Below are 16,037 nucleotides of genomic sequence, written 5' to 3' on the forward strand. Positions count from 1 at the left end.
AGGCTTTGCAAGCCACGATAACTGCGGCATGAATCCGCGCGCGGCTTTGACCGCTCGCAATGACAAGACGAGGGGTTGGGAAGTTGCTGAGGACCTGGTTCGAAATTCCGCTGTGGCAGCGCGTGATTACCGCGCTCATTCTCGGTGTGCTCACTGGCTGGGCCTGGGGCCCGGAGGCCGAAAGCATCAAGTGGATCGGCGATTTCTTCATCAAGTCGATCAAGATGCTGGTCGTCCCACTGATCTTCTTCAGCCTCGTTTCGGGTGTCGCGGCGATCGGCGATTTGCGCAAACTGGGCGCGGTCGGCGGGCGGGCGATGCTCTTGTTCGTGGTCACCGGCCAGATCGCGGTCTGGCTCGGGCTGGGCCTCGGCACGCTGGTCCAGCCGGGCGCGGGGCTGGATACCGATGCGATCCAGAAGGGCGCGACGCCCGAACCCAACGAGACGTCCGCAGTCGACATGATCCTCTCGATCGTGCCCGAAAGCCCGGTGCAGGTGATGGCCGATGTCGCGGTGCTGCCGCTGATCGTGTTCAGCATGCTGATCGGCATCGGCATCCTGATGGCCAAGGAAGACGGCGTTCCGGTCCAGAAGGTCTTCGATAGCGGCGCGGTGATCATGCAGAAGGTCACCATGATCGTGATGGAACTGACCCCCTTCGGCGTCTTCGCGCTGATGGCGTGGGTGGCGGGCACGCTCGGCCTCGATGCGCTGGTCAGCCTCGCCAAGCTGGTCGGGCTCAACTACCTCGGCTGCCTGCTGATCATCACGCTGATCTACGGCAGCATGATCAAGTTCCTCGCCAAGCTGCCCGTGCGCGACTTCTTCCGCGGCATCCTCGATGCGATGGCGGTGAGCTATTCGACTGCCAGCTCCAATGCGACGCTGCCTGTCACGCTGCGCTGCGCCGAGCGCAATCTCGGCGTGTCGAATTCGGTGGCCAGCTTCGTCATCAGCCTGGGTGCGACGATCAACATGAACGGCACCGCGATGTATCTCGGTCTCGCCACGCTGTTCGGCGCGCAGATCTTCGGCGTCGACCTGTCGATGGGCGACTATTTCCTCATCTCGATCCTCGCAACGCTGGGCGCGGTCGGCGCGGCGGGCATCCCGGGCGCGGGCCTGATCATGATGGCGCTGGTGTTCGGCGCAGTCGGCGTGCCGCTGGAAACGATCGCCTTCGTCGCCGGCGTCGACCGGATCATGGACATGATGCGCACCACCACCAATGTCAGCGGCGATGCCGCGGTAGCGACCACGGTGGCGGTGATGACGGGCGAGATCGACACACGCGAGATGATCTCGGCGGACGATGTTTGATATATCTACTGATGACCGAGTCGAAAGCCCCGATTCTCGATCAAATATTCGCTGAACTGCGCTCGCGGTGTGATACCGACGGCTACATTCATACGTTTTATGTAGACGACTTGGAGCGTTGGTCCGGACTTCTCGGCCTCCCATGGTTCGAAAGCTTGAACTGCATCGGTATTGAATTGGCCAAGCGCTACGACAGCGGGTCAGTGAATTATGCCTTTGGAAATTCGCTTGCAAATGAATTGTGGAGCGAGATGATCTCACGTCTCGAGGAGATGCCGGAAGGTTGTTGGCCTCTGCAGTTCGATGAAGTTTACTCGGCATTCGATGCCGGAGAGTTTCGTCGGAAAAAGGATGGGGAAGCAGACCCGGTCAAGCTCTATACGGACCCGATGATCATGGATTTCGTCGCAAGTCTTTCCTAACGCCCCTTGGGCTTCTCCAGCGCCTTCTTGCTATAGCTACACAGGTCGACCACCGGGCAGTGCCAGCATTCGGGCGCGCCCGCCTTGCAGACATAGCGGCCGTGCAGGCTCAGCCAGTGATGTGCGCCTAGCCGGAAGGGCTGCGGCACGCTTTTCCAGCTTGGCTTCGACCTGCTCGGGTCTCGTCGGGATTGGCGTTCCGATCTCCGTCAACAATCCACTGATGGCGGATCAGGCCGCGACCGGTTGCAGTTCCTCTTGCTCCGGTTCGGCTGGGTCGCCCGCGATCGCCGCGAGCCATAGCGCGCCGATATGCCGGTCGAGTTCGGGCGGATCGAACGGGTCGAGCCCCGAGCCGGGATAGAAGGTGACCTCGCCGAATTTGGGTTGGCCATCAATCTCGTAGAAATCGATCCGCGCAAAGTTGAACGGCCGCGCCAGCGTCTCGGCTGCGGCCAGCATGCGGTCGAGATTCGCCGGCGCGGACGAGGGCGCCTCGTCCGGCATCGAGACCTGCGTCCATGCCCGGTCGTAGAGCGTCCAGCGGTGATTGCGCCCGCGATCGAGATGTACCTGCACCAGCACCGCGTGCCCGCCGAAGACATAGATCTTGTAATCCACCGGAAGCCGGTCGCCGCTGCCGAGAAAGGGTTCGACGATGTACCCGCGCGGCAGGTCGCGGTAAGCCCATTCGTCGAGCCACAGGCCGTAGGCCCTGCGCGTCCAGCCCGCAGCCCGCCGCCGCGCCGCCTGCCAATCCGCCGCGTCATGGCACACCACGTTCTGGTTGCAGCCATGGCTGGCCTTGAGAATGAACGGAAAGGGGGCGGGCGGGCCTGCGGGCAGGACGTTGCCCGTCCAGCGCGTGGGGATGATCCATTGCTCGCCCAGCAACCGCGCGGCCTGCTGCTTGGCGGAGACCTTGTCGACCCACACGGGCAGCAGGGGATTGCGGTCCTCCAGCTTGCGCTGCTGCACCAGTTCGGTGAAGCGGCGCGGGCGGTGCAGGTCGGGCCAGCGGCGGTGACGCCACAGATAGGTGAGGCTGATCCGGACCTTGGGCAGGGGCAGGAGCCAGTGCGGGAGGGAGGGCAGCTTCCGCAGGTCCATCGTCAGCGATACGCCGGTCGCGGGTTTGCGTTCCGCACGGGGTGAACCGGAAAGGGGGGCGGGGGCCGTTGCACCTAGCGCCCCCTGGGCTTCTCCAGCACCTTCTTGCGGTAGCTGCACAGATCGACCACCGGGCAGCGCCAGCATTCGGGCGTGCGCGCCTTGCAGATATAGCGGCCGTGCAGGATCAGCCAGTGATGGGCGCCCAGCCGGAAGGGCTGCGGCACGCGCTTTTCGAGCTTCGCCTCGACCTGCTCGGGCGTCTTGCCCTTGGCGAGGCCGGTGCGATTGCCGACGCGCAGGATATGCGTGTCGACCGCGAAGGTTTCCTGCCCGAACCAGCAGTTGAGCACGACATTGGCGGTTTTGCGGCCCACGCCGGGCAGGCGGACGAGATCCTCGCGCGTGTCGGGCACCTCGCCGCCATATTCGTCGACCAGCAGCTGGCTGAGCGCGATCACGTTCTTGGCCTTGGAATTGAACAGGCCGATGGTCTTGATGTGCTCCTTCAGCCCGTCTTCGCCCAGGGCGAGCATCGCCTGCGGCGTCTCGACTGTGCGGAACAGCGCGCGGGTCGCCTTGTTGACGCCGACATCGGTTGCCTGCGCGGAGAGCGCGACCGCCACCACCAGCTGGTAGGCATTGCCATATTCCAGCTCGGTCTCGGGCGCGGGATTGTCCTCGGCGAGCCGGCGGAAAAATTCGAAGATCTGGTCCTTGGTCATAATCCGGCGGTCACTCGGGGATCGAGCCTTCCATGTCCTCCAATGCGCGCGCCATCGCTTCGCGGCGGCGCTGCATCGCATCGCTGAAGGCGGCGGCGACGATGCCGGTGGGCAGTGCCACCAGCAGCACTCCGCCGATCGCCACTATCGAACCGATCAGCCGCCCCGCAGTGGTGACCGGATAGACATCGCCATAACCGACCGTCGTCAGCGTGATCACCGCCCACCACAGCGCGCGCGGGATCGATCCGAACTGCTTGGGCTGCAGGCTGCCCTCGACCCAATAGAGCCCCGCCGCGCCCAGCAGCACCAGCACCAGCGCCAGCGTGGCGCAGACGATCAGGTCGTAGCTGCGTTCGCGCAGCGCGGCGCCGATTTCGCGCATCGCGGCGGAAAAGCGGCTGAACTTGAGGATCGAGACGATCCGCAGCAGACGGATGACGCGCAGCACTGCGGCATTGGCGATGAAGAAGGGCGCCAGGCTCACTGCGACCACGATCAAATCGATGATCCCGATCGGCGACAGGATGAAGCGCCAGCGCTTGGCCCAGGCGGAGCCCGGCCCCTCGCGTTCGGGCGCGGCATAGATGCGCCCGAGATATTCGACTAGGAAGATCGTGCCGAAGACGAACTCGGCAATCAGGATTTCGCGCTGGTAGGGAATGCGGATCTGCGGCTCGGTCGCGACGATCCCGACCAGCAATGCCAGCAGGATCGTCCACACCACGAAGATGTTCAGCCCCGTCAGCCGGCCATTCGGCCAGGAGCCGATATGCAATTGCCGGTGCAGACGGGCGCGCAGGGTCACAGGCTCAGATCCCCAGCACCTGGTCCATCGAGTAGCGGCCGGGATCGCGCCCGATCATCCATTCGGCCGCGCGCACCGCGCCGCGCGCGAAGATCGAGCGATTCTCGGCGCTGTGCGACAGCGTGATGCGTTCTTCCTCGCCCGCCAGGATCGCGCTGTGTTCGCCCGCCACGGTGCCGCCGCGCAGGCTGGCAAAGCCGATCGCGCCTTCTTCGCGCGCGCCGGTGTGCCCGTCGCGTCCGCGTTCGGAATGGCTGGCGAGATCGATCCCGCGCGCCCCTGCCGCAGCTTCGCCGAGCAGCAGCGCGGTCCCGCTGGGGGCATCGACCTTGCGCCGATGATGCATCTCGAGGATTTCGATATCCCAGTCGGGTCCCAGCCTTGCAGCGGCCTCGCGGACCAGATGCGCGAGCAGCGTCACGCCGAGCGAGGTATTGCCCGTCTGCAGCACCGGCACCGCGCGCGCGGCATCGTCGATCGCGGCGTGATGCCGCTCCTCGAGCCCGGTCGTGCCGATCACCAGCGGCACGCCTGCGCCGATCGCGGCGTGGAGGTTGATGCACAGCGCGCCGGGGGTCGAGAAATCGACCAGCACCTCGCTTGCATCGGCCAGCCCGGCCGCGTCGCCGCCCTTGTCGATCCCGCCCGCCAGTTCATGCCCGCTTGCACCGATCACGGCGGCAAGCGCATGGCCCATGGCGCCTTCGCACCCGATAATCCCGATCCGCGCCATTCTTTCCCCTATCGGCCATGGTTCATGGCCGGTCTTTGACATGCCCTACCGCATCGCTACTTGAGGGCAAATGACCGATATGCGCAACATCGTGATCCTCACCGGGGCAGGTATCTCCGCCGAAAGCGGGATCGATACCTTCCGCGATGGCGGCGGCTTGTGGGAACAGCACCGGGTCGAGGATGTCGCCACGCCCGAGGCCTTCGTGCGCGATCCCGATCTCGTGCTGCGCTTCTACGACCAGCGGCGCGAGGCGATCCAGGCCAAGCAGCCCAATGCCGCGCATGAGGCGATCGCCCGGCTCGATGCGGAATGGGACGGCGAACTGCTGGTGGTGACGCAGAATGTCGACGACCTGCACGAGCGGGCGGGCGCGCGCCGCGTGCTGCATATGCATGGCACGCATCTCAACGCCTGGTGCACTGCCTGCGATATCCGTTCGCGCTGGACCGGGCCAATGATCGACCGTCCGCCATGCCCGGCTTGCGGCACGCCCGCGCTGCGGCCCGATGTCGTGTGGTTCGGCGAAATGCCCTACGAAATGGAGCGCATCCATGCCGCGTTGCGGCAGGCGGATCTGTTCGTCTCGATCGGCACCTCGGGCGCGGTCTATCCCGCGGCGGGTTTCGTCCAGGACGCCCGTGAAATGCGCGTCCGCACGCTCGAACTCAATCTCGAGGCGAGCATGGGATCGCGCTGGTTCCACCAGTCGCGGCACGGCCCGGCGACGCAGGTGGTCCCCGAATGGGTTGCGGAAGTCCTAGGCGGCTGACCCGCAGGCGGCGCAGGCGGGGTCCTTGGCGATGGTGAAGCTGCGCATGGCGGGCTTTAGCCCGTCGAGCAGGTGGACCCGGCCCCAATCGGCCTCGCCCAGCGCGCTGACCCCGTCGAGCAGGATGCGCACCGCCTGCAACGCCGCGAAGGTCGCGACCCAGCCGGCCATCGCGCCAAGCATGCCGTCCTCGGCGCAGGTGTCGCAATCCTCCGCATCGAAGGCATCGCCGACGAAGCAGCGGTAGCACGGCTGGTTGGGAAGGTGTCCGGCAAAGGCACCGACCTGCCCCTGAAAGCGCCCGACCGCGGCCGAGAGCAACGGAACGCGCTCCGCCACGCAGGCATCGGCAACCGCCAGCCTTGTGGCGAAATTGTCGGTCCCGTCGAGAATCAGATCGGCATCGACCACGAGTTCGTGTGCATTGTCGCGCGTGATCCGGCGGTCGCTGATGGTGACGTCGAGCGCGGCGTCGAAGCCGGTCACCCAGCGCTTGGCGATCACCGCCTTGCCGTGGCCGACATCGCGTTCGTTATACAGCGTCTGGCGCTGGAGATTGCTGGCATCGACCCGGTCGTCGTCGACCAGCGTCAGCTTCCCGATCCCCGCGCCGGCGAGATATTGCAGCGCGGGTGAGCCGATCCCGCCCAGGCCCACCAGCACGAGATGCTTGCCCGCCAGCGCGACCTGGCCCGCGCCGCCCACTTCGGGCAGCACGATATGCCGCGCAAACCGGTCGAGGCGGCCCGGTGGCAGGCTCATTGCAGCTCGTCCTGCGGCTCGGGCAGGCGTTCGCGGCGAAAGCCGTGCATGCCGTGCCACCATTGCAGCGCGATCACCCCGCCCTTGGCGGGCTGCAGCGTGACCAGCATGAAGATCACCGCCAGCGGGAGGATGATGGCGAGGATCGCCATGCTCGACAGCGCGAAGTCGCTCGCGAGGATGATCAGCACCGGCGCGAGCAGATGGCCGGTGACGAAGATCGAGACATAGGCCGGAAAATCGTCCGCGCGCTGGCCCGAAATGTCGAGCGCGCAGGCGGGGCAGCGATCATGCGGCTTGAGCCATTTGCGGAACAGCGGCGCTTCGCCGCACCGCGGGCACCGGCACCGCGCGCCGCGCCACAGTGCGGCGCCGAAGGAAGCGGGCAGGGCGATATCGGCGCGCGGGGCGGCGGGAGGTATCTGCGGCATGCAGGCTCTTTGGCGCGCGCAATGGCGCCTGTCGACAGCTCTGTGCACAGAGCTGTCGAAGCGGTGTGAACGGGGTGGGGAGCGGACGCGCCGGCGCCCGCGCTTATGCCGTCAGCTTTCGAGCTGCCGGAGCAGGCTGCGCACATCGCCGTCCATATCGGCATCGCGCTGGCGCAAATCCTCGATAAGCCGCACCGCATGGATCACGGTCGAATGGTCGCGCCCGCCGAACTTGCGCCCGATTTCCGGATAGCTGCGCGGGGTGAGCACTTTCGACAGATACATCGCCACCTGCCGCGGCCGCACCACGGCGCGCGCGCGGCGCTTGCTGCTCATCTCGCTGCGGTCGATACGGTAGAACTGGCATACGGTGCGCTGGATCTCGTCGATCGTGATCCGGCGGCGGTTGGCCGACAGGATATCGGTCAGCTGCTCTTCGGCCAGCTGGAGCGAGACTTCCTGCCCGGTCAGCTGCGCATAGGCGATCAGCTTGTTGAGCCCGCCGACCAGTTCGCGGATATTGCGCGTGATGGTACGGGCGAGGAAGTCGAGCACGTCCGCAGGCACGTCGAGCGGTGCGAAACGCGTCAGCTTGGAGGTTAGGATCTTCTTGCGCAGTTCGATGTCCGCGGCCTGGATATCGGCGACGAGGCCCATCGACAGGCGGCTGAGCAGGCGCGGTTCGACCCCGTCGAGCGCCTGCGGCGCACGGTCGGCGGCGAACACCAGCCGCTTGCCTTCGGCGAGCAGCGCATCGATCGTGTAGAGCAGTTCTTCCTGCGCGCTGGCCTTGCCGATGATGAACTGGATATCGTCCACCAGCAGCAGGTCGAAGCTGCGCAGCCGGGCCTTGAATTCGAGCATCTGGTTGGCCTTCAGCGCCTGGACGAATTCGACCATGAAGCGCTCGGCGCTGCAGTAGAAGATACGGCTGCGCGGATGTGCCTGCAGAAAGGCATGGCCGGTGGCGTGCAGCAGGTGCGTCTTGCCCTGGCCGGTGGCGGCCTTGAGGTAGAGCGGGCTGAACTGCGGCTTCTCGGTCGCGCCCATGCGCTGCGCGGCGTTGAAGGCCAGGACATTGGCTTCGCCGGTGATGAAGGCGGCAAAGGTGAGGCTGGGGTCGAGCCCGACCGAGCTGGTGAAACCGGTATCGCCCAGCGTGTCGGCGCCGATCGCCATCATCGAGGTGTCGGCCCCGTCATTGGCCGGGCGGCGCCCGTCCGAATGAAGGCGCAGATCGGCGACCTGGCGGCGCCCCGGATGGACCTGGATGCGGACGTCGCGCACTTCGCTACGCGCGATCTTCCACGCCAGGCTGAGCCGGTCGGCAAAGCGGTCCTTGACCCAATTGGCGCTGAATTCGGTGGGCAGGAACAGGTCGAGCGTACCGCTGTCCTTGTCGATCCCGCCGACCTGGATCGGCTTGATCCACTGGCTGTGGAGCTGGTGACCAAGATCCTTGCGCAGACCCTGGCTGATATCGGCCCAGTCCGCCGCCAGGTTCACCGCCTCTTGATCTTCCATGAAATCGTCCTGTGCCTTGCGCGAACCAATGTCTGATGCCTTACGCATTCTTGTATCATCCCCCGGTGAACGCCGCGGCGCCACTCGTTTGCTTCTAACATTGGCAAGGCCGGGCACAGCATCGCCACACTCCGGAATCGGTGCATCCGAAGGTCGCCCTCGCTCGTCGATAATCTAAAGGTCCGGGCTGTCCCGCCCCGAACCGAGAACCATTGTGTAGGTCGCTCGCCGGATGAGTCGCAAGGGGGATAACTGCAAAAAATCTGAAATATACTTGTTGACTCACGTGTAAGCCGCAGGCCCCCGTTCAAGTGACGGATATTACTTGAGTTCGCCCAAATTTGCGCTGCGAATCGTGAGTTTCGCGTGGGTTTTGTTACGAATGCATTTCAAGCCAGTATTCGAATGCAACTGAAATACGACAAAAGGGCCGCCGGTTAACCCGACGGCCCCACGAATACTGTCGAAGCCGGTCCCGGGACCGGCGAATCTCTTAGAGCGAAGCGACCCGCTTCGTCAGGCGGCTCATCTTACGCGCCGCCGTGTTCTTGTGCAGCACGCCGCGGGCAACACCGCGCGCCAGTTCCGGCTGCGCGCTCCTGAGCGCCGTCTGTGCGGTATCCTTGTCGCCGCCTTCGATCGCGACTTCCACCTTCTTGAGGAAGTTGCGGATGCGGCTCATGCGGGCACCGTTGATTTCGGCGCGGTTTGCGTTGCGACGGATGCGCTTCTTGGCTTGCGGCGTGTTGGCCATGTTTGTCCTCGTCAGGCCGCACGGCATGCGCGGCGGGAAATCTCGTAAGTGCGTGCGAAAAGGCGGCATGGGCCGCCGGAAAGCGGCGCACTTAGCGGCGCGCCTCCGAATCGTCAAGCAAATCGTCGACCATTCGCGGAACCGCGTGCATCGGCTCCGGCAGCGCCTATATGGTCTGTCCCAGACGAAAGGACAAGCCGTGAGCGACAAGCCCGAACACACCGCCGCCGAATGGCGCGAGAAGCTGACCCCCGAGCAATTCCACGTGCTGCGTGAAGCCGGGACCGAGCGTGCCTTCACCGGCAAATACGACAAGCATTACGACGCCGGTGAATATTACTGCGCGGGCTGCGGCCAGAAGCTGTTCGAGAGCGGCGAGAAATACAACAGCGGCTGCGGCTGGCCCGCCTTTACCGCCCCTGCCGAAGGCGAGGCGGTCGACGAGCACCGCGACGTGTCGCACGGGATGATCCGGACCGAGGTGACCTGCGCCAATTGCGGCGGGCATCTGGGCCATGTCTTCCCCGACGGGCCCCCCGATCGCGGCGGCCTGCGCTATTGCATCAACTCCGCCGCGCTCGATTTCGAGCCCGAGGATTGAGGCGTCCAACCGCGCATGGTTCCGTTCACGCTTGGTTAGACCTCGCCATGCAAGGTCGGGGCACTTATAGGGCGGCGAGCAACAAGGGTGCCAGCATAATCGATGGATAGACGAGGGAGCCGCCGCAAGAGTTCGGCGCGCAAGGAACGCGCTGCACGGGCCGCAGCGGACAAACCGCAAAGCTGGTTCGCGCGCTGGACCCGCCGCCTCGTCGTCTGGGGCGGCGCGCTGGCGCTGCTCGTGGCGCTGTTCCTGGCGCTCGCCGTGGGATTTTCCGCGCGCTCGATGCCGACCTATTACCAGCTGAAAGCGACGCAGAACGCGCAGACCATCGTGGTGCGCGCGCGCGACGGGACCGAGATTGTCGAGCTCGGCCCCAGTTTCGGCAAATGGCTGACCTCGGACGAGATCCCGCAGGTGATGAAGGATGCGATGATCTCGGTCGAGGACCGGCGGTATTATTCGCATTTCGGGATCGACCCCTGGCGCACCGGCGGTGCGATCATCGAAGGGCTGACCGGTTCGCGTGAACGGGTTGGCGGGACCTCGACGCTCACCCAGCAGCTCGCGCGCAACGTCTTCCTCAACAACAACCGCTCGCTCGACCGCAAGCTGCGCGAGGCGATCCTTGCGATGGCGCTGGAATGGAAATTCTCGAAGGAGCAGATCCTCGAGCTCTATCTCAACAAGGTCTATTTCGGCGGCGGTGCCTATGGCATCGACAGCGCCAGCCGGAAGTTCTTCAGCCATCCCGCGACCGAACTGTCGGTTGCCGAGGCGGCGATCATCGCCGGGCTGGTCAAGGCGCCCAGCCGCTATTCCCCGACTGCAGATGTCGACGCCGCGGTGGGGCGCGCCAGCGTGGTGCTGCGGCTGATGAAGGAACAGGGCCGGATCGCGCCCGATGTGACGGTCGATCCCAGCGCGGTGAAGCTCAAGGAAGAGGCGGGCCAGAATTCGGTGCGCTACTTCACCGACTGGGCGCTGCCGCAGCTCGACCTGCTGCTGCCCGAGACCTTCGAGCCGATCGAGGTGTGGACCACGCTCGATGTCGGGATGCAGCGCGCGGCGACCGCGTCGATCAAGTCGAACACGCCCGACGGGGCGCAGGGCGCGCTGGTCAGCATGGACCGCGACGGGGCGATCCTCGCGCTGGTCGGCGGCACCGATTACGTCGCGACCAATTACAACCGTGCGACCGATGCGCTGCGCCAGCCGGGTTCGGCATGGAAACTGTTCGTCTATCTCGCCGCGCTCGAGGCGGGCTACACGCCCAACGACCGCGTCGTCGATACGCCGGTCGAGATCGACGGGTGGAGCCCGCGCAATTCGAGCGGGCGCAATGTCGGCGAAATCGATCTGCGCACCGCCTTTGCCTATTCGATCAACACCGTCGCCGCGCAGCTGGGCAATGAAGTCGGCTTCGGCACCGTCGCCTCGATGGCGCGGCGGTTCGGCATAACGACCGAGATCAACACCTATCCCGCCATGGTGCTGGGTTCGAACGAAGTGCGGCTGATCGACATGACCCGCGCCTTCGCCGTCGTATCGGCGGAGGGGGCTTCGGTCGAACCGCATGGCATCCTCAAGGTCGAAACCGCCGATGGCGAATTGCTCTACCAGCACGAACCTGCGCGTTCGTCGCAGCTGGTGCCCGATTATGTCGCTGCCGGGATCACCGACCTGTTGCAGACGGCGGTTGCCACCGGCACCGGCCGCGCGGCGCAGATCGGGCGGCCGGTGGCGGGCAAGACCGGCACCACCAGCTCGAACAAGGACGGCTATTTCGTCGGCTTTTCCAGCGGGATCACCACCGGCGTGTGGATGGGCCGCGACGACAATGCGCGCGTCGGCGGCCTGCAGGGCGGCACCGCGCCCGCGCGCGCCTTTGCCGCCTATATGCGCTATGCGGTCAAGGATCGCCCGGTGGTCGAATTCGACACCGATCTCCAGCTGCCCGAATGGCAGCTCGAGCCCGACGACGAATACATGCTCGGCGATCCGGAGGATTACTACTTCATCGACGAGCAGGGCAACCTGATCGAGCCGGGTACGAGCGACAGCTCGCGCGGCGATCCCTTCGCCGACGATTTCGACCGGACGCTCGATCCGGCGCGTCCACGCACGCCGGCCGTGCCCGCACCGCGCGCACCGCAGCAGCCGCCCCGCGGTGCCGATGGCGCGCCGCAGGCGATCGGCGACGATTTCCTCGACGAGGCGACCGGCGGGCGGCGCGAACCCGGGCCGCAGCAGACCCCGCGCCCCAACAATTAGCCGGGCGGATATGAAAAGGGCGGCCCCCGCGAAATGCGAGGGCCGCCCTTGGCATGTCGGGTAGCGGCTTTAGCGCAGGCGCACCGCCACATAGGCCGGCTGGCGGCCACGTTGCTGGATGCGCAGCAGCACCGCTTCGCGGTTTTCGCTTTCCGCAGTGCGGATGGTGTTTTCCAGATCCTGCATGCTGGTCACTGCGCGATAGTTCGCGGTGAGGATGATGTCGCCGCGCTGCAGCCCCTTGCGGGCCGCATCGGAGTTCCGGTCGACCCCCGCCACGACAAGCCCCTGCGTGTCGGCGCCGACGCCCAGCTGGCGCGCGATCTGCGGCGTCAGCGGCAACACCTGCAGGCCGAGCTTTTCCTCGATCACGGCATTGTCGCTCGCTTCCATCGGATCCTCGTCCTCGGCATCGGGGTCGAACTGCTGCTGCTGGCGCAGTTCTTCCTCGCTCGGACGCTTGCCCACGGTCACATTGACGCGGCGCGTCTGCCCGTCGCGGATCAGCTCGACCGGGATGGTGGTGCCCGGCGGGGTATTGGCGACGAGATAGGACAGCGACTGGTCGGGCGTGACCGTCTGACCATTGATCTTGGTCACGATATCGCCCGCGCGAATGCCCGCCTCGTCGGCCGCCTCGCCCGGCTGGACCGACTGGATGAACTCGCCGCGGTTCTGTTCGATGCCCAGCGAATCGGCGAGATCGTCGGTCACCGGCTGGATCGAGACACCCAGATAGCCGCGCTCGATTTCGACGCCGTCGCGCAGCTGCTTGACGATCGGTGCGGCGATCTCGGCGGGAATGGCGAAGCCGATCCCCACGCTGCCGCCCGAAGGCGAAAAGATCGCATTGTTGATGCCGATCACATTGCCCTGCATGTCGAACAGCGGGCCGCCTGAATTGCCGCGATTGATCGCGGCATCGGTCTGGATGTAGCGGTCATAGGCGCCGCCCTGGCCGGTGTTGCGATAGACCGCCGAGACAATGCCCGAAGTGACCGTTCCGCCAAGCCCGAAGGGATTGCCGATCGCGACCACCCAGTCGCCCGGGCGGGCCTGCGCCGAATCGCCAAACTCGACGAAGGGAAAATCCGCGCCGCGGTTGATCTTGAGCACCGCCAGATCGCTCTGCGGGTCGGTGCCGACCAGTTCGGCGTTGTATTCGGTGCCGTCGGGCATGGTGACGGTGATTTCCTCCACCGTCCCGCGCCCGGTCGGGCTGACCACGTGGTTGTTGGTCACGACATAGCCATCGGCCGAAATGATGAAGCCCGAGCCCAGCGACTGGCCTTCGCGATATTGCGGTTCCTGTTGCTGGCTACCGCCGCGGCGGTTGAACAGGCCCTCGAACGGGGTGCCGGCGAAGGGATTGCCGCTACTGCCCGAAACCTCGATCCGCTGGCGGGTCGAGATATTGACCACGGCGGGCTGCAATTGCGCGGTCAGGTCGGCAAAGCTTTCGGGAGCGCCGGCACGCGGGACGACGCGGGCCATGTGGCTGTCGTCGTTCTGGGCGACCTGGGCGCCGGCCGGGTAGCCGGTCGCGAGCGAGATCGCGGCGCCGCCTACCAGCAGCGCGCTCGTCACGGAATATGCATATCGCACGGGCTTCACGTCCTTTTCGTCCTCTTCTCTAAAATGCAGGTGCCGCGGTCGGCAGCAAAGCTACCGCCATGCGGACCTGGCGTTCCGGCGGGCGATTTTCGCCCCCGCCGGTGAATGCCATTTGAACGGCGCGGACGCCGCTCGACGAACCGTCAACGACGCCCGCGGAACTGCCGCAGATACTCATTGTCCGGCGACAGGATGATGCTGCTTTCCGACGGATTATCGCCATTGGAGAAGGTCGCGTCATAGCTCTGCATCGCGCGGTAGAAGTCGTAGAATTCGGCGTCCTTGCCAAAGGCCTCGGCATAGATGCGCGCGCTTTCGGCATCGGCTTCGGCGCGGATGATCCGCGCGTCGCGGCTGCCGCCGGCCCGGATCGTGCGGGCTTCGCGTTCGCGATCCGATTCCATCCGGCGGAAGGCCGATTGCAGCGGGGCTTCGGGCAGGTCGGTGCGCATGATCTTCACATCGACCACCTCGGCCCCGTACTGCCGCGCCTGACGGTCGAGATTGGTGCGAACATTGGCCAGCGCGCTGCCGCGTTCGGCGGTCAGCATGGCCTGGAAGGTCCGGCGGCCAAGTTCCTGGCGCAGCACCGAGTTGAGGATCGGCTCGAGCGCATTGCGCACGCCATCGGTCGAACCGGCGCGTTCGACCATGCGGACCGGGTCGGTAATGCGGAACCGGGCGTAGGCATTGACGAGCAGGCGCTGCTGGTCGGCCGAGAGAACCTCTTCATCGGTCATCTCGAGATCGAGCAGGCGCTTCTCGACGCGGCTGACCCTTTCGATGATCGGCATGCGGAAATAGATGCCCGCGCCGGTCGTGCCATTGGGCGTATTGACCGTGCCGACCGGCTGGCCGGTACGGATGATGACGACCTGCTCCTCTTCGGGAACGACATAGGCGCTCATCATGAAAGCGATCACCGCCACGGCGAGCGCGATGACCCAGTTGCGGTGTTTCTGCAGGAAAGTGCTCATCTTACTGGCCCCCCGGTGCCGTGACAGTGGTCGCGGGCTGCTGTGACCGTCGGCGAATCTCGGGCAGCGGCAGATACGGGGTCACATTGTCGGTTTCGACGATTGTCTTGTCGGTCTGGCTCAGCACACGCTCCATGGTTTCGTAATAAAGCCGCTGGCGGGTCACCTGCGGGGCCAGGCGGTACTGCTCATAGACCTTGTTGAAAGCTTCCGCCTCACCCTCGGCCTGTGCGAGCACCTGCTGGGCATAGCCGCGCGCCTGGTTGCGCGCCGCATCGGCATTCTGTTCGGCGACCTGCACGTCGCGAAAGGCATCGACGACCTGCGCGGGCGGATCGGCCTTTTCGATTTCGACACCCAGCACGCGGACGCCCGCGCCATAGCTGTCGAGCGTGGCCTGCATGCGTTCGCGCACGTCGAGTTCGATCGCTGCACGGCCCTGGCCCGAGAAGGTCTCGTCGAGCTCGGTTTCGGCGACCGAGGCGCGCATCGCGGCTTCGGCGGCTTCGTTCACCGTCTCGATCGGGTCGACCACGCGGAACTTGTAGCCCTCGAGGTCCTTGATGTTCCAGCGGACGATATAGCTGAGATCGACGAGGTTCTGGTCGCCGGTCAGGATCAGCTTGACCTGGCTGTCACCGCCCGGAATGCGCACCGAACGGACGCCTTCGACATCTTCGACATCGACCGTTTCGATCGGGAAGGGGGCGGTGATCTGCAGACCCGGGCGCAGCGTGCGGGTGTACTCGCCCAGCGTCTTCACCACGGCCTGCTGCTGCGGACCGACAAGGTGGAAGCTGGTCGCGAGCAGGCCGAAGGCAATGATCCCGATGACTGCGATCGGGAACCAGCTCTTGCCGCCGGGGCGCTGGGGAAAGCGGAAATTGGGACCGCCGGGGCCGCCGCCGCTGCGGCGCGGGCCTTCGGGGCCGCGGCTCTTGAAGATATCCTCGATATTGGGGGCGCGGCGGCCATCCTCGCCGCCACCCGGCGGGAGCCATGGATTGCGCGGGCCGCGGGGTTTGTCGCCGCCCTTACTGCCCTCGGGATTGTCGTCGTCTCCGTCATCCCCGGAGCCGCCGCCCCAAGGGCTTTTGTTGCCCGCCATTGCCAGGGAAATCCTCTGTCCGAACCCGTCAAAAATTCTCATGTCTTTCCTTATAGGTGCGCCGCCACGGAAAAACAGGGGTTGCCGCGCGCTTTTCGAT

17 protein-coding genes are annotated in these 16,037 nt (G+C 65.5%); 5 read left to right on the forward strand and 12 right to left on the reverse strand.

The window, feature by feature from the left end; all coding sequences use genetic code 11:
- The first annotated feature begins 83 nt into the window (after positions 1-83).
- Entirely contained in the window at positions 84-1,322 is a 1,239-nt protein-coding gene (locus J2S32_RS13225) for a dicarboxylate/amino acid:cation symporter (protein WP_253522085.1), read from the forward strand.
- Between the two features lie 11 nt (positions 1,323-1,333).
- Positions 1,334-1,744 (forward strand): hypothetical protein, encoded by a 411-nt coding sequence (locus J2S32_RS13230; protein WP_253522086.1) that lies wholly within the window; start codon positions 1,334-1,336, stop codon positions 1,742-1,744.
- Here J2S32_RS13230 and J2S32_RS13235 read toward each other — a convergent pair.
- From J2S32_RS13235 to dapB, 5 genes are all read right to left on the reverse strand, one after another.
- Positions 1,741-1,893, reverse strand: a complete 153-nt coding sequence (locus J2S32_RS13235; RefSeq protein WP_253522087.1) for a hypothetical protein — start codon at positions 1,891-1,893, stop codon at positions 1,741-1,743. The two genes, J2S32_RS13230 and J2S32_RS13235, sit on opposite strands and share 4 nt — an antisense overlap.
- An 82-nt stretch (positions 1,894-1,975) precedes the next feature.
- Positions 1,976-2,854 (reverse strand): ATP-grasp fold amidoligase family protein, encoded by an 879-nt coding sequence (locus J2S32_RS13240; RefSeq protein WP_253522088.1) that lies wholly within the window; start codon positions 2,852-2,854, stop codon positions 1,976-1,978.
- Between the two features lie 74 nt (positions 2,855-2,928).
- Positions 2,929-3,579 (reverse strand): endonuclease III, encoded by a 651-nt coding sequence (gene nth / locus J2S32_RS13245; RefSeq protein WP_253522090.1) that lies wholly within the window; start codon positions 3,577-3,579, stop codon positions 2,929-2,931.
- 10 nt (positions 3,580-3,589) lie between these two features.
- Positions 3,590-4,387: an ion transporter gene (locus J2S32_RS13250; protein WP_367398983.1), complete on the reverse strand. Its 798-nt coding sequence runs from the start codon at positions 4,385-4,387 to the stop codon at positions 3,590-3,592.
- 4 nt (positions 4,388-4,391) lie between these two features.
- Positions 4,392-5,120, reverse strand: coding sequence for a 4-hydroxy-tetrahydrodipicolinate reductase (gene dapB / locus J2S32_RS13255; protein ID WP_253522092.1), 729 nt, complete (start codon positions 5,118-5,120; stop codon positions 4,392-4,394).
- A 70-nt stretch (positions 5,121-5,190) separates the two neighbouring features.
- Between dapB and J2S32_RS13260 the strand changes: the two genes are divergently transcribed.
- Positions 5,191-5,892 carry an NAD-dependent deacylase gene (locus J2S32_RS13260; protein ID WP_253522094.1) on the forward strand — a complete coding sequence of 234 codons (702 nt, stop codon included), beginning with the start codon at positions 5,191-5,193 and terminating at the stop codon, positions 5,890-5,892.
- On the opposite strand, the gene J2S32_RS13265 is transcribed toward J2S32_RS13260, so the two are convergent.
- From J2S32_RS13265 to rpsT, 4 genes are all read right to left on the reverse strand, one after another.
- Positions 5,881-6,654, reverse strand: coding sequence for a HesA/MoeB/ThiF family protein (locus tag J2S32_RS13265; protein WP_253522096.1), 774 nt, complete (start codon positions 6,652-6,654; stop codon positions 5,881-5,883). The two genes, J2S32_RS13260 and J2S32_RS13265, sit on opposite strands and share 12 nt — an antisense overlap.
- Positions 6,651-7,085: a DUF983 domain-containing protein gene (locus J2S32_RS13270; protein ID WP_253522098.1), complete on the reverse strand. Its 435-nt coding sequence runs from the start codon at positions 7,083-7,085 to the stop codon at positions 6,651-6,653. Before J2S32_RS13270 ends, J2S32_RS13265 begins: the two co-directional genes overlap by 4 nt.
- A gap of 111 nt (positions 7,086-7,196) precedes the next feature.
- Positions 7,197-8,657: a chromosomal replication initiator protein DnaA gene (dnaA, locus tag J2S32_RS13275; RefSeq protein WP_253522099.1), complete on the reverse strand. Its 1,461-nt coding sequence runs from the start codon at positions 8,655-8,657 to the stop codon at positions 7,197-7,199.
- Positions 8,658-9,102: 445 nt separating this feature from the next.
- Positions 9,103-9,363, reverse strand: a complete 261-nt coding sequence (gene rpsT, locus J2S32_RS13280) for a 30S ribosomal protein S20 (protein WP_253522100.1) — start codon at positions 9,361-9,363, stop codon at positions 9,103-9,105.
- Positions 9,364-9,562: 199 nt separating this feature from the next.
- Between rpsT and msrB the strand changes: the two genes are divergently transcribed.
- A complete protein-coding gene (msrB, locus tag J2S32_RS13285; RefSeq protein ID WP_253522101.1) occupies positions 9,563-9,964 on the forward strand; it encodes a peptide-methionine (R)-S-oxide reductase MsrB in 402 nt (133 codons plus the stop codon).
- A 102-nt stretch (positions 9,965-10,066) separates the two neighbouring features.
- Positions 10,067-12,238, forward strand: a complete 2,172-nt coding sequence (locus J2S32_RS13290) for a transglycosylase domain-containing protein (RefSeq protein WP_253522102.1) — start codon at positions 10,067-10,069, stop codon at positions 12,236-12,238.
- A 69-nt stretch (positions 12,239-12,307) separates the two neighbouring features.
- Here the strand turns inward: J2S32_RS13290 and J2S32_RS13295 are convergent, their stop codons facing one another.
- From J2S32_RS13295 to hflK, 3 genes are all read right to left on the reverse strand, one after another.
- Entirely contained in the window at positions 12,308-13,843 is a 1,536-nt protein-coding gene (locus tag J2S32_RS13295; protein ID WP_253522103.1) for a Do family serine endopeptidase, read from the reverse strand.
- Positions 13,844-13,995: 152 nt separating this feature from the next.
- On the reverse strand, positions 13,996-14,829 hold the full coding sequence (hflC, locus tag J2S32_RS13300) for a protease modulator HflC (RefSeq protein WP_253522104.1): 834 nt from the start codon (positions 14,827-14,829) through the stop codon (positions 13,996-13,998).
- Position 14,830: 1 nt separating this feature from the next.
- Positions 14,831-15,937, reverse strand: coding sequence for a protease modulator HflK (gene hflK / locus J2S32_RS13305; protein ID WP_253522107.1), 1,107 nt, complete (start codon positions 15,935-15,937; stop codon positions 14,831-14,833).
- Positions 15,938-16,037: the final 100 nt, after the last annotated feature.

This window comes from Qipengyuania citrea, assembly GCF_024171405.1.
GTDB classification, from domain to species: domain Bacteria; phylum Pseudomonadota; class Alphaproteobacteria; order Sphingomonadales; family Sphingomonadaceae; genus Qipengyuania; species Qipengyuania profunda.

Excerpts from the sequence above, each read along its gene's own strand:
- J2S32_RS13230 (WP_253522086.1), top strand. The coding sequence starts at position 1,334 with ATGACCGAGTCGAAAGCCCCGATTCTCGATCAAATATTCGCTGAACTG.
- J2S32_RS13240 (WP_253522088.1), bottom strand. The coding sequence starts at position 2,854 with ATGGACCTGCGGAAGCTGCCCTCCCTCCCGCACTGGCTCCTGCCCCTG.
- nth (WP_253522090.1), bottom strand. The coding sequence starts at position 3,579 with ATGACCAAGGACCAGATCTTCGAATTTTTCCGCCGGCTCGCCGAGGAC.
- dapB (WP_253522092.1), bottom strand. The coding sequence starts at position 5,120 with ATGGCGCGGATCGGGATTATCGGGTGCGAAGGCGCCATGGGCCATGCG.
- J2S32_RS13260 (WP_253522094.1), top strand. The coding sequence starts at position 5,191 with ATGACCGATATGCGCAACATCGTGATCCTCACCGGGGCAGGTATCTCC.
- J2S32_RS13265 (WP_253522096.1), bottom strand. The coding sequence starts at position 6,654 with ATGAGCCTGCCACCGGGCCGCCTCGACCGGTTTGCGCGGCATATCGTG.
- J2S32_RS13270 (WP_253522098.1), bottom strand. The coding sequence starts at position 7,085 with ATGCCGCAGATACCTCCCGCCGCCCCGCGCGCCGATATCGCCCTGCCC.
- dnaA (WP_253522099.1), bottom strand. The coding sequence starts at position 8,657 with ATGCGTAAGGCATCAGACATTGGTTCGCGCAAGGCACAGGACGATTTC.
- rpsT (WP_253522100.1), bottom strand. The coding sequence starts at position 9,363 with ATGGCCAACACGCCGCAAGCCAAGAAGCGCATCCGTCGCAACGCAAAC.
- J2S32_RS13290 (WP_253522102.1), top strand. The coding sequence starts at position 10,067 with ATGGATAGACGAGGGAGCCGCCGCAAGAGTTCGGCGCGCAAGGAACGC.
- hflC (WP_253522104.1), bottom strand. The coding sequence starts at position 14,829 with ATGAGCACTTTCCTGCAGAAACACCGCAACTGGGTCATCGCGCTCGCC.
- hflK (WP_253522107.1), bottom strand. The coding sequence starts at position 15,937 with ATGGCGGGCAACAAAAGCCCTTGGGGCGGCGGCTCCGGGGATGACGGA.